Below are 12,037 nucleotides of genomic sequence, written 5' to 3' on the forward strand. Positions count from 1 at the left end.
AACCGTGAGATTAACAAGCATAGATGCAGAGGAGACGTATATATGGCTGGTGAGACTGGAGAAACGATTCGACCTCGCAGGGAGTTCATCCCGTGGGACGATCTCCCCGTGGAGCGGGAGACCGTCGTCGGGATCGGGACGGTACTCCCCGTCGTCGTACTGTACTTACTCATCGCGGTGCTTCCGATCGCATTCGCGTTCTGGGCATCGTTACACAACGTTCACACGCTGAACCCGGTGTGGGAGTGGGCCGGCCTCGATAACTACCGCGAGGTCATGAACATTTCCACGTTCTGGGGCTCGCTGTGGCGCGGAATCGTCTACATGGTCGGCAGCACGCTCCTACAGCTGGCCGTCGGCCTCTGGATGGCGCTCGTGTTGAATCGCGTCACGCGCGGGCAGAAGCTTCTGACCGCGGTGGTCTTCACGGCGTATCTGATTCCGACGATCATCGTCTCGCTGATCGCGCTTCGGGTGTTCGATCCGCAGGGAGGCGTGTTCCAGATGATCGGCGCCGAGTGGCTCAGTCTGTGGGAGGCCCGGGAAGCCCCGTTAGGATCACAGACGTGGGCGATGCCGCTTTTGATCCTCATCGGCAGCTGGAAGTTCTCCGTCTTCATCACGATCTTCACGCTCGCGCAGCTGCGGGCGATTCCCAACCGCTTCTACGAAGCGGCGAAGGTCTGCGGCGCGAACCGGTGGCAGATGTTCCGGGACATCACGTTCCCGCGCATCATGGGGATCATCCTGGTCGTCGTCCTGCTCCGGTCGATCTTCATGTTCAACAAGTTCGACATCATCTGGCAACTCACGCAGGGCGGCCCCGGTAACGCGACGACCACACTCCCCGTGCTCGCCTACAAGACCGTCTACACCGATCAGGCGTACGGACTCGCGAACGCGATCTCCGTCGTCATGTTCCTCTTCCTGTTCGTGGCGGCGGTCGCCTACTTCAAACTCTTCAACCCGAGCGACGAGGTGGAAACGACCACATGAGTCAGAGCGAACCACCGGGAGGCATCTTCGGCCTCTCATACGACGGCGAGACCAGCATCTTCGAAACACTGAAGCTCATCAGCACGGCGATAATCGTGCTCGTCGGGGCCTGGCCGATCTACTGGGTCACCCAGCTCGCGTTCACCGAGTACGAGACCGTCGAAGAGGCCGTCACGTACTTCCCTACCCCCGACATCTTCACGCTCGGCAATTTCGTGGTCCTGACGCAGCCGAGGATGTACACCTACATCTTCAACACGGTCGTCGTGGCCATCGGGACTATCGTCACCGTCGTTCTCGTCTCGCTGATCGCCGGCTACGGTCTGGCGCGCCTGGAGTTCCCGCAGAAGGAGAACTTCGCGCGGATCCTCCTGATCGGCTACCTCTTCAGTCCCATCGTCATCGGCATCCCGCTCTACCAGATCTGGCGGAGCATCGGGCTGCTCGGCACCCGAATCGGGCTCATCATCGCCCTGTCGGCGATCTCGATGCCCTTCGCGGTGTGGCTGATGTGGAAGTACATCATGACGATCCCGGAGGCTCACGAGGAGGCGGCGTGGGTCGACGGCGCGTCGCGGTGGCGGGGCTTCCGCGACGTCGTCGTCCCCCAGTGCCGACCGGCGATCATCGCCGCGGCCCTGTTCGCCTTCGCGCTCGCCTGGAACGACTTCACGTTCGCGCAGATCCTCCTGCCCCAGACCGACACCACGACGTTCGCACCCGGCATCCTCCGGGCGATGGGACAGGCGCAGTTCCTGCCGGACGCCTACCTCATGGCGATCTCGCTCGCCATGACGCTGCCACCGCTGCTGTTCGCCTACTTCATGCAGAGCTACCTGCTGAAGGGGTTCCAGGTCAGAGCGCTCTGACCGTGCACCGTATTTATAACTAACACCACGAGGTATACCAACATATGCCAGACATCGAAATTCGGAATCTGACGAAAGTGTACGAGGAATCGGGCAACAGAATCGTCGCGGTGGACGACGTCGACTTGACCATCGAGGACGGCGAGTTCGTGACGCTCGTCGGTCCCTCGGGCTGTGGCAAGACCACCACGCTGCGTTGCGTCGCAGGGCTGAACAAGCCCACGAGCGGCACGATCAAATTCGGCGACCGCGACGTGACGGACAAGCCGGTCCAGGAGCGCAACATCGCGTTGCTCTTCCAGGACATCGCGCTCTACCCGCACATGAGCGTCCAGGAGAACATGGCCTACGGGCTCAAGATCACGGGCTTCTCGCGGGAAGAGCGCATCGCCCGCGTTCAGGAGGCCGCCGAGTTGCTCCAGATCACCGACCAGCTCGAGAAGATGCCCGCGGACCTCTCGGGCGGCCAGCAACAGCGCGTCGCGCTCGGCCGGTCGCTCGTGCGCGATCCGGAGGTCTTCCTGTTCGACGAGCCGATGTCGGACTTAGACGCCAAGCTCAAGGCCGAGCTGCGGCCGGTCATCGAGAAAGTGACCGACGAGATCGGCTGTCCGACGCTGTACGTCACTCACGATCAGGAGGAGGCGATGACGATGTCCGACCGCGTTGCCGTCATCAACGACGGGAAACTCGAGCAGGTCGCCCCGCCGAAGGAGGTGTACGACGAACCCAACTCGCAGTTCGTCAGCCAGTTCATCGGCCAGCCGTCGACCCAGTTCTTCGAGGGCAGCGTCACGTCCGTCAACGGGACCGCCGAGCTGGTGGTCGGCGGCTACGAGTACGACCTCGCCCGCGACGGCCTCGAGGGGTGGGCCGGCGACGACGTCCGGGTCGGCCTCAGACCGCAGTACATTCAGGTGAGCGACGATCCCGAGGCCGGCATCCCGGCGACGCACCTGCTGGACGAGCCCCTGGGGGATGCGACGCACAGCTTCTTCGACACCGAGTTCGGCGAGATCGTCGTCGTCACCGACCCGGACTTCGAGGGCAACGGCGAGGAGTACGGGCTCGTCTTCCAGTCGGATTCCATCCAGCTGTTCGACAGCGAGTCCGGCGTCCGGATCGCCTGAGACGGGCGGCTGCCTCACCGATCGTTGCGGTCAGTTCTTCCGTGTGTCGTCCGCTCGAGCGGCTGCACTCGCGTCTACGTCGCTCGAGGCCGCCACGTCCCGATCCGTCGGCGCCGTCGAGCGGACGACGATCGTTCCGGCGGCGAGGTCGCCGAGGCGACGGCCGTCGGTCACCAGCGCCGACAGCAGGCCGATCACGAGCGGCGGGACGCCGAGTAGATCGACGTACAGGAAGAGGTTCCGCACGGCGCTGGCGCGGTAGGTGCACGGCCGGCCGTCCGCCGTGACGACGAGCAGACCGCGATTTACCTTCCCCGGCGTCCGACCGTAGCGCCACTCGAGGACGAACGAGTAGCTGGCGTAAATCGGTACGAGGAGGACGAGCGACAGCGCGATCGCGAACCCGCCGAGGGCCTCGTACGGTCCGCTGAACACCACGCTGAAGCCGTATATCAACGGTAGTTCGATCAAAACGTAACAGACGAACAGATCGATCGCCGCCGCGCCGCCGCGGGCGAGCAACACGTCGCGGTCGTCCGCAGTCTCCAGTACCGGTTCCGGTTGCCGCTGGGTCGGCAGGAATCCGTCCAGTTTCCAGTCGATCACGGTGCTATCGTCCCGCCGTTCATGGTCGAATCATTCGGCAGGACGTACAAAATACCTCCTCCTCGACCGGCCTCGGGAACCGACGTCGGCCACCGTCACTCCATGCTGATGTCCGTTCGGAGCGTCGCGAGGAAGTAAATCAGCAGGAGGAGCGTGATCCCGGCGAACACTTGCGAGTCGATCGACAGGTGGCCGTCGACCCGGTACAGCAGGACGCTGGTAACCGCCAGCACGAGAATGGCACCGCCGGTTCGCCACCGTTCGTAAATCTTCTCGACGGTTATCGACAGCGTGGACTGTTCCACCGCGTCCGACGCCTCGCGGATGTTTTCCAGCCCGCCGCCCTCCGATCGCTGTCGCATGGTATCTCCACTCATATAGTCGCGATATTCCCATCCGGGCGTAAATAACTATGGGTGTAAGTGTCACGGGGGACGCCGCCCCACCCTTCGCAGTGCCGCGTCTCGCCCGACCAGTCCTCGAACCGAGCCCGTGATCCGCCCTCGACCGGCGGTAGGCCGTAGAGAGAAATGGAGATCCGGAGCGATAGGCTCGTGATCAGTCGTCGAGTGCGTCGATGCGCAGGTCCTCGTCGAACTGGAGGGTGTTCTCGATCTCGGCCTCGTCGACGTCCTCGAAGGCCCAGCGGGCGATCGAGCGGCGGTGGACCTCGTCGGCCCCGTCGACGATGCGGAACGCGCGGACGTTCTCGTAGAAGTGCGCGATCGGGATGTCCTTCCCGATCCCGTTGCCGCCACAGCACTGCAGCGCGAGGTCGATCGTATCGTTGGTGACGTTCGCGGTGAACATCTTCGACATCGCGACCTCGATGCGGGCGTCGCTGCGGTCGAGTTCGCGCGCGGCGTGGCGGACCATACAGCGGGCGGCGTGCAGGCGGGTTTCGGCGTCGGCGATGCGGTGGCGCAGCGCCTGCTTGTCCTCGAGTTTCGAGCCGAAGGCCTCGCGCTCTTGCAGGTAGGCCTTCGCGATGTCGAGCGAGCGCTCGGCCATCCCGGAGTACCGCATGCAGTGGGTGAGTCGACCGCCGCCGAGTCGCATCTGAGCGATCCGGAAGCCTTCCCCTTCCTCGCCGAGCGTGTTCTCGACGGGGACGCGAACGTTGTCGAATTTCACCTCGGCGTGGCCGCCCTCGCGCTCGGTGATGCCGTGCCCGCCGAGGTGGGGGATGTTTCGCTGGACTTCGACGCCGTCGGCGTCCCGCGGCACCATGATGATCGACGTGCCCTCGTAGGGATGGGCGTCGGGGTCGGTTCGGAGCATCGCCAGATAGTAGTCGGCACCGAGCCCGTCGGAGGTCCACCACTTGTGGCCGTTGATGACCCACTCGTCGCCGTCCTTGACGGCGGAGCTCTGGAGCATCTTCGGGTCGGAGCCGGCACCGACCTTGGGCTCGGTCATCGCGAACGCCGTCTGAATGTCACCCTGCACGAGCGGGCGGAGCCACTCTTCTTTCTGCTCTTCCGTGCCGACCATCTCGAGGGTGTGCATGTTCCCCTCCTGGGGTGCGTTCGCACGAATGGCGAGCGCGCCGATCAGCGAGCGGCCGACCTGTTCGAACGACGGTAGCATGTCGCTGAAGTCCAGCCCCTGGCCGCCGTACTCCTCGGGCACCTGCGGTGCGAACAGGTCCCGCTCCTTGGCCATCTCCCACATCTCGTGGATCTCGTCCATGGTGATCTCCTCGCCCGTGGCGAGCGCCTCGCGCTCGCGCGGGATCACGACCTCGTCCATGAACGCCTCTACGCGGCCCGCAACTTCCTTCGCCTTCTCGGAGTCGTGGTACTCCATACCATTTATGATTGGATACAGCATTGTAAAGCTATAGGTAACTGATCGCATACAATGGCAACCGATGGGGCTGGCCGCGGCTACGGAATCGGGGCTCGACCGGCCCCTCCGGAGCCCGTCCGCGTCCGCTACGGACGGTTTATCGGCTCAGACCCGCTCGAGGATCGTCGCGACGCCCTGCCCGAAGCCGATGCACATCGCCGACAGCGCGGTGTCCTGGCCGGTGCGCTCGAGCTCGTGGACCAGTTTCGTCAGGAGCATCGCGCCGGTCGCGCCCAGCGGGTGGCCGTGGGCGATCGCGCCGCCGTTGACGTTGACGTCCTCCCAGGACGCGCCGGTCTCCTCGAGCCAGGCCGCGACGACCGACGCGAACGCCTCGTTGACCTCGAAGAGGTCGACGTCGCCGACGGTCATGTCGGCCTTCTCGAGGACGTTCTCGGTGGCCGGAATCGGCCCCTTCAGCATCGTGATCGGGTCGACGCCGACGACTTCCGTCTGGCGGATGCGGGCCATGGGTTCCCAGCCGTGTTCCGCGGCCGCTTCCTCGCTCGTAATGAGCATCGCACAGGAGCCGTCGACGATCCCCGAGGAGTTCCCGGGGTGGTGGAAGCCGTTGCCCTCCTCGCGGAACGACAGCGGCAGTTCCGACAGCGTCTCGACGTCGGTCCCCGGTCGGGGATGTTCGTCCTGCTCGACGACGACTTCTTCACCGTCGAGTTCGGTTTCGACCGGGACGATCTGATCGTCGTAGCGGCCCTCGTCCCAGGCGTCCTTCCAGCGCCGTTGGGAGTCGGCGGCGATCTCGTCGAGCTCCGAGCGCGCGAAGCCGTACTCCTCGGCGATCCGTTCGGCTCCCTCGCCCTGGTGAGTCACCTCGTCGAAGTGCTCGAAGTACGTGTCAGTGAGGGACCCGTTCCCGTCGGCACCGTCGGCCCCGTCCGAGCCCATCGGGACGCGGGTCATGTGCTCGACCCCGCCCGCGACGAGCACGTCGTGCTGGCCGGCCATGACGTTCGCGGCGGCGAAGTTGGCCGCCTGCTGGCCGGAACCGCACATCCGGTTGAGCTGTACCCCGGGAACGATATCGCCCCAGCCGGCGATCATCGGCGCGAGCCGGGCGATGTTCAGGCCCTGCTCGTCGACCGGCGTGACACAGCCGTAGATCACGTCCTCGATCGTCTCCGGCTCGAACCCGTTGCGCTCCCGGAGCGCCTCGAGCGGTTTCGCGGCGAGATCCTGCGGGTGCGTGTCCCTGAACGAACCGTCGCGCTTCCCGAACGGCGTCCGGACGGCGTCGACGATGACTGCGGAGTTCATGACGTGTCTCTGAGTATTTCGCGATCCATCATAGATGTTGTGCATATATTCGTCAGTGTCCTCGTTGGACTCTTTCAGGCCCGATTGGCTCGCTACTCGGTCGTGGGGTCTGGTAGCTCTCCACAATAATTAAGTCAGATACCATAGTATTCGCTCGGGAAATGGATCTCGGAATCCAGGACAGGACCGCCGTGGTCACTGGCGGCGCCGGACGCATCGGAAGCGCAGACTGCCGACTCCTCGCGAACGAGGGCGCGAACGTCGTCGTCCTCGACGTCGACGCGGACGGCGCAGCGGAGACCGCTGCGGAAATCAACGAGACGGCCGATAGCGGCGAGGCGATGGCCCTCGAGTGCGACCTCACGGACCGCGAGGACGTCGCCGATTCGATGGCCGAGGTTCGAGACGCCTTCGGCGGCGTCGATATCCTCGTCAACAACGCCGCAATGGTCGACGCGCGCTCGCGCGTCGGCGACTACGACGACGAAATCTGGGACCGCGACGTCGAGATCAACCTGACGGGTACCTACAACATCAGCAAGGAACTGTTCCCGCGAATGTGCGAGCGTGGCTGGGGCCGGATCGTCAACATGTCCTCGATGGCCGGCTGGTACGGCGGCTTCGGCCAGTTTTCGTACTCGGCGACCAAGGCCGCCATGATCGGCGTCGGTCGGACGATGGCGCTCGAGGGTGCCCAGTCCGGAGTAACGTCGAACGTCATCGCACCGAACATCGTCGTCGGCGACTGGGCAGACATGAGCCCCGACGAACTCCGGGAGAACGTCGACGAGTACTACGCCCGAATCGCCGAGGCGACGCCGATGCGCCACCTCGGCACGGAGGAGGACGTCGCCAACATGGTGACCTACCTCTGCTCGGAGCAGGCCTCCTACGTCACCGGACAGGTGGTCGGCGTCACGGGCGGGATCGACCTCTTCAGTTTCTAATCCTACCGCTCGCCCGTTACTCGGGATACTCGCCGTGCCACGGCCGCTGGCGTTCGAACGCGGCGCTGGCGGCGATGACGTCGTCGTCGGCGTGTCGCTCGCCCGCGATCTGCATCCCGACGGGGAGCCCGTCGACGAAGCCGGCCGGAATCGAGGCCGCGGGATGGCCGGTGAGGTTGTACGGCTGCGTGAGTACCCACCCGCGGTACGGCTCGATGTCGACGCCGTCGATTTCCACGGGCTCCTCGCCGTGTGGGAACGCCGTCGTCCCGAGCGTCGCCGTCACGAGGAGGTCGTACTCCGCGAACAGGTCCGCAAACCCGTCGAGTACCCGCGTCCGGACGACGTCGGCGCGCTTGTACTCCCGCGTCGTCGGCTCGTCGGCGTCCATGATGAGGTCGACCAGATACGGCCGCAGGCGGTCGCGGTCGTCGGCTCGCGGATCGAACCCCTCGTCCTCGAGGTTGTCCAGCAGCGACTGCCACCGAACCGTCGCCATCGTGTAGTAAGCGTCCAGTATCTCCTCGTTGGTGTGGCCCAAATCTGGGTCGACGCGGTCGACGGTCGCGCCGGCGCGCTCGAGCGCCGAGACGGCGTCCTCGAGAACCGCACGCACGTCGGGATCGACGGGATAGACGCCCATGTCCGGACTGTAGGCGATCGTCATCCCGTCGATGGGACGGTTGACTGCATCGCGGTACTCCGTTCGCTTCGGGACCGAGAACGGATCGCGCGGATGGGTGCCCGCCATCACGTCCAGTGAGACCGCGGCGTCTTCGACCGTCCGGGCCATCGGCCCCTTCGTCGAGAACGGCGTGTGACTCGCGAACCCGTTCGGTCGACTGACGTTCGGGATCACTCCCTGCGTGGGCTTCAGCCCGTACACGCCGCAAAAGCTCGCCGGGATCCGAACCGACCCGCCGGCGTCCGAACCCGGCGCGAGCGGCACGAGCCGGTCGCCCAGCGCTGCGCCGGCTCCGCCGGAGGAGCCCCCGGAGACGCGATCGGGATCGAACGGCGTCCCCGTCGGCCCGGCGACGCGGTTGTCGGTCGTCGTGCCGAGCCCGAACTCCGGCGTGTTCGTCTTCCCGACGACGATGGCACCCGCCGCCTTCAGCCGGGCGACGAACGGCGAGTCGGACTCGGCGACGCGGTCCTCGAAGAGCAGCGAGCCCGACGTCGTTCGGACGCCCGCCACGTCGTCGAGGTCCTTGATCGCGACGGGGACGCCGTGCAGCGGCCCGAGCACCTCGCCGTCCGCGATCGCGCGCTCGGCCTCCGCGGCCATCTCGCGGGCCAAGTCGTCCGTGACGGTGACGAACGCGTTCGTTCGCTCGTTTCGTTCGTGAATGCGCTCGAGGACGGCGTCGACGACCTCGGTCGGCGAGTACTCGCCGTCGCGGATCGCCCTCGCGAGGCCGGCAGCGGTCGTGTGTGTCGGTGATGCGACCATCGACGATCAGTCCGTGACCCCCATCGACTTCGCGATCGTGTTGAGCTGGATCTCGTCGGTCCCCTCGACGATCCGCAGGATACGCGCCTGGTGGACGATATCCATATACGGATTCTCCTCGGCCAGTCCGTTGGCCCCGTGGACCTGGACGGCCGCGTCGGCGACCTCCCACAGCACGTTCGTCGCGAACCACTTCAGTATCGAGGAGTCCATCACCGTCCGCTCGCCTTCGGCCATCTTCCAGGCGAGTTTGAGCCCCGCCGCGTCCGCGGCGTAGGTCTTCGCCCGCCCCTCCGCGAGCTTGGTCGAGACCTGCTGGAAGTTCCCGATCGATCGCCCGAACGCCTCGCGCTCGGTGACGTACTCGGTCGCGTCCTCGAGCAGGAACTCTGCGTACCCGACGGCTTCGGCCCCTAACTCGAGGCGCCCCAGCGAGAGGAACTCCATCGCGGCGTAGAACGCCTCGTCGACCTCGCCGAGCACGCGATCGTCGGGAACCCGGACGTCGTCCAGTATAATTTCGGCCTGCGACCCCTCGGCACCCACGGCGTTGTTGTACGACCCCAGTTCGTACTCGTCGCGCTCGACGATGAAGCACGTGATGCCGCCGTAGCGGCCGGCCTCCTCCTGTGGGGTCGTCCGGGCGAACAACTGGACGAAGTCGGCGTAGGGCGCGTTGGTGATCCACTGTTTGCGCCCGTTGATGACCCACTCGTCGCCGTCCCTCTCCGCCGTCGTCTCCATGTTCGGCGAGTCCGACCCGTAGCCCGGCTCGGTCTGGGCGAACGCCGTCGACTTCTCGGCCCGCACGGTCGGCTCGAGGTAGCGTTCTACCTGCTCGCCCTCGGCCTGCAACAGGAGCGGCTTCGGCCCCTCCGGCCCGGCGAGGGCGTAGCGCTCGAGCCCGCCGCCGTGGGATGCGAGGTGTTTCTTCGCTCGGTACCAGGTGACCGGCGAGACGCCCTCGCCGCCCGCCACTTCGGGCAGGTTCATCGCGTAGAAGCCGCCCTCCGCCGATCGCCGCCGGATCTCCTCGCGGGCCTCGAGCACCTCGTCGGTCCAGCGCCCGTTCTCGTGGTGGCCCTTCCTGGGATTCGTGTAGACGTCTCCCAGTTCCTCGACGATCGGGTCGACCTCGCGCTCGATGAACTCGTCCAGACTGTCGAGGATCAGTTCGGTCTCCTCGTCGGTGTCGAAACTCACGCCGCCTGTCGTGTTTGCTACCATAGTGAAATCTGTCTATCGCCGGAACCGCTCACTGCTGGGGCGCCGGTTCGTCGTCTTCGGCCTCGAGGACCACGTCGAACTGGTCGCGAAGCGTCTTCTTGTCGAACTTTCCGGTCGACGTCTTCGGTATCTCGTCGACGAACTCGTAGACGTCCGGCAGCCACCACGAGGGGAACGTCTCCGCGAGGTGGGCCTCGAGGTCGTCTGCGTCGATCGTCGCCCCGTCTCGCGGCACCACGACCGCCATCGGCCGCTCCTGCCAGCGCTCGTGCTCGACCGCGATGACGGTGGCCTCGGTGACGTCCTCGTGGCCGATCAATTCGTTCTCGAGTTGCACCGACGAGATCCACTCGCCCCCGGACTTGATGACGTCCTTGTCGCGGTCGACGACGTCGACGTAGCCCAGTTCGTCCCGCGTGGCGATGTCGCCGGTCCGCAGGAATCCGTCGTCGGTAAAGGCCTGCTCGTTCTCCTCGGGCCGGTCGTGATAGCCGTCGGTCACCCAGGGACTGCGGACCTGCAACTCGCCCATCGTCTCCCCGTCGGCGGGAATTTCCTCGCCGTCGTCGTCCACGATACGGGTCTGCATCCCCGGAACGGGCAACCCTGCCTTGGTCCGGTACTCGTATTGTTCGTCGCTCGGGAGGTCCGCGGCCTCCTTGCGAAGCGTGCTGAGCGTCCCCAGCGGCGAGGTCTCGGTCATTCCCCAGCCCTGGATGATCGGCGCGTCGTACTCCTCGTCGTAGCGGCGAATGAGCGACTCGGGCGGCGCGGAGCCGCCGACCGTCAGCCGGTCGATGTTCGAGATGTCGACCTCGGGGTTCTCGTCTAAGAACTCGGCCATCTCGAGCCAGATCGTCGGCACCGCCGCTGAGAACGTCACGTCCTCCTCGGCGATGAGGCGCGCGATCGACTCCGGATCGGTGTGGACCGACGGGAAGACCTGCTTGGCCCCGACGAACGTCGCGGCGTAGGGGATCCCCCAGCCGTTCGCGTGGAACATCGGCACGACCGGCAGGACGACGTCGCTCTCCCCGACACCGTTGGCGTCCGTGTGGCCGCACATGATGCTGTGCAAGTACATCGCCCGGTGCGAGTAGGACACACCCTTGGGAAGCCCCGTCGTCCCCGACGTGTGGCACATGCCGTACTCCGCGTCCTCGTCGATGTCGGGCCAGTCGTACTCCGCGGGCTGGTCCTCGAGCAGGGACTCGTAGTCCGTGACCGGCTCGAGACTCGTGTCCGGGACCTCGTCGTCGAGGACGACGTACTGCTCGACCGTCTCGAGCTCGTCGGCGTTGGCCTCGACCTTCTCGATGAGCCCGGGATCGACGAAGATCACCCGATCCTCGGCGTCGTCGATCGTGTGGACGAAGTGGTGATCGGGCAGCCGCATGTTGCACATGTGGATCGAGCGCCCCGAGCAGGCCGGCCCGAAGTACAGTTCGAAGTGCCGGTAGTGGTTCGTCGCGACGACGCCGACCCGCTCGCCCGCCTCGAGACCGAGGTCGTCGAGCGCGTGCGCGAGCTTATTGATTCGCTCGCCGGCGTCGGCGTACGTGTATCGATGCGTGCTCCCGTCGGGCAGTTTCGTCACGAGTTCCCGGTCCGGGAACAGGTCGATCGCCCGCTCGAGAAGCTTGTCAAGTGTTAACTCGACGCTCATCATAGTCGTTCTCAGTA

Annotated in this window: 11 protein-coding genes; 4 read left to right on the forward strand and 7 right to left on the reverse strand. The window is 65.5% G+C overall.

Features of this window, described 5'->3' with window-relative positions; genetic code table 11:
• Window positions 1-42: 42 nt before the first annotated feature.
• From LDB05_RS16755 to LDB05_RS16765, 3 genes are read left to right on the forward strand one after another with little or no spacing between them, the layout of a single operon-like run.
• On the forward strand, window positions 43-996 hold the full coding sequence (locus tag LDB05_RS16755; protein WP_226005124.1) for a carbohydrate ABC transporter permease: 954 nt from the start codon (window positions 43-45) through the stop codon (window positions 994-996).
• Window positions 993-1,865, forward strand: coding sequence for a carbohydrate ABC transporter permease (locus tag LDB05_RS16760; RefSeq protein ID WP_226005125.1), 873 nt, complete (start codon window positions 993-995; stop codon window positions 1,863-1,865). Before LDB05_RS16755 ends, LDB05_RS16760 begins: the two co-directional genes overlap by 4 nt.
• Window positions 1,866-1,909: 44 nt before the next feature.
• Entirely contained in the window at window positions 1,910-2,995 is a 1,086-nt protein-coding gene (locus LDB05_RS16765) for an ABC transporter ATP-binding protein (protein WP_226005126.1), read from the forward strand.
• A gap of 30 nt (window positions 2,996-3,025) precedes the next feature.
• Here the strand turns inward: LDB05_RS16765 and LDB05_RS16770 are convergent, their stop codons facing one another.
• From LDB05_RS16770 to LDB05_RS16785, 4 genes are all read right to left on the reverse strand, one after another.
• Window positions 3,026-3,601, reverse strand: a complete 576-nt coding sequence (locus tag LDB05_RS16770) for an RDD family protein (RefSeq protein WP_226005127.1) — start codon at window positions 3,599-3,601, stop codon at window positions 3,026-3,028.
• Window positions 3,602-3,696: 95 nt separating this feature from the next.
• Complete coding sequence (locus LDB05_RS16775) at window positions 3,697-3,978, reverse strand: hypothetical protein (RefSeq protein ID WP_226005128.1); 282 nt, start codon at window positions 3,976-3,978, stop codon at window positions 3,697-3,699.
• Window positions 3,979-4,159: 181 nt separating this feature from the next.
• Window positions 4,160-5,410, reverse strand: a complete 1,251-nt coding sequence (locus LDB05_RS16780) for an acyl-CoA dehydrogenase family protein (RefSeq protein WP_226005129.1) — start codon at window positions 5,408-5,410, stop codon at window positions 4,160-4,162.
• A gap of 147 nt (window positions 5,411-5,557) precedes the next feature.
• Entirely contained in the window at window positions 5,558-6,727 is a 1,170-nt protein-coding gene (locus LDB05_RS16785; protein ID WP_226005130.1) for a thiolase family protein, read from the reverse strand.
• 161 nt (window positions 6,728-6,888) lie between these two features.
• Between LDB05_RS16785 and LDB05_RS16790 the strand changes: the two genes are divergently transcribed.
• Window positions 6,889-7,674, forward strand: a complete 786-nt coding sequence (locus tag LDB05_RS16790) for an SDR family NAD(P)-dependent oxidoreductase (protein ID WP_226005131.1) — start codon at window positions 6,889-6,891, stop codon at window positions 7,672-7,674.
• A 16-nt stretch (window positions 7,675-7,690) separates the two neighbouring features.
• On the opposite strand, the gene LDB05_RS16795 is transcribed toward LDB05_RS16790, so the two are convergent.
• Genes LDB05_RS16795 through LDB05_RS16805 form a run of 3 tightly spaced genes read right to left on the reverse strand, consistent with a single transcriptional unit; the run spans window position 7,691 to window position 12,020 of the window.
• Window positions 7,691-9,127 carry an amidase gene (locus tag LDB05_RS16795; RefSeq protein ID WP_226005132.1) on the reverse strand — a complete coding sequence of 479 codons (1,437 nt, stop codon included), beginning with the start codon at window positions 9,125-9,127 and terminating at the stop codon, window positions 7,691-7,693.
• A gap of 6 nt (window positions 9,128-9,133) precedes the next feature.
• Window positions 9,134-10,354 carry an acyl-CoA dehydrogenase family protein gene (locus tag LDB05_RS16800; RefSeq protein ID WP_226005133.1) on the reverse strand — a complete coding sequence of 407 codons (1,221 nt, stop codon included), beginning with the start codon at window positions 10,352-10,354 and terminating at the stop codon, window positions 9,134-9,136.
• Window positions 10,355-10,382: 28 nt separating this feature from the next.
• Window positions 10,383-12,020 (reverse strand): long-chain fatty acid--CoA ligase, encoded by a 1,638-nt coding sequence (locus tag LDB05_RS16805; protein ID WP_226005134.1) that lies wholly within the window; start codon window positions 12,018-12,020, stop codon window positions 10,383-10,385.
• Between the last annotated feature and the right edge of the window lie 17 nt (window positions 12,021-12,037).

It is taken from the genome of Natrinema salinisoli (assembly GCF_020405205.1).
GTDB classification, from domain to species: Archaea; Halobacteriota; Halobacteria; order Halobacteriales; family Natrialbaceae; genus Natrinema; species Natrinema salinisoli.

What these genes read in the sequence shown, in the direction of transcription:
- LDB05_RS16795 (WP_226005132.1), bottom strand. Translation starts at nt 9,127, where the DNA reads ATGGTCGCATCACCGACACACACGACCGCTGCCGGCCTCGCGAGGGCG.
- LDB05_RS16800 (WP_226005133.1), bottom strand. Translation starts at nt 10,354, where the DNA reads ATGGTAGCAAACACGACAGGCGGCGTGAGTTTCGACACCGACGAGGAG.
- LDB05_RS16755 (WP_226005124.1), top strand. Translation starts at nt 43, where the DNA reads ATGGCTGGTGAGACTGGAGAAACGATTCGACCTCGCAGGGAGTTCATC.
- LDB05_RS16780 (WP_226005129.1), bottom strand. Translation starts at nt 5,410, where the DNA reads ATGGAGTACCACGACTCCGAGAAGGCGAAGGAAGTTGCGGGCCGCGTA.
- LDB05_RS16765 (WP_226005126.1), top strand. Translation starts at nt 1,910, where the DNA reads ATGCCAGACATCGAAATTCGGAATCTGACGAAAGTGTACGAGGAATCG.
- LDB05_RS16775 (WP_226005128.1), bottom strand. Translation starts at nt 3,978, where the DNA reads ATGAGTGGAGATACCATGCGACAGCGATCGGAGGGCGGCGGGCTGGAA.
- LDB05_RS16805 (WP_226005134.1), bottom strand. Translation starts at nt 12,020, where the DNA reads ATGAGCGTCGAGTTAACACTTGACAAGCTTCTCGAGCGGGCGATCGAC.
- LDB05_RS16785 (WP_226005130.1), bottom strand. Translation starts at nt 6,727, where the DNA reads ATGAACTCCGCAGTCATCGTCGACGCCGTCCGGACGCCGTTCGGGAAG.
- LDB05_RS16790 (WP_226005131.1), top strand. Translation starts at nt 6,889, where the DNA reads ATGGATCTCGGAATCCAGGACAGGACCGCCGTGGTCACTGGCGGCGCC.
- LDB05_RS16760 (WP_226005125.1), top strand. Translation starts at nt 993, where the DNA reads ATGAGTCAGAGCGAACCACCGGGAGGCATCTTCGGCCTCTCATACGAC.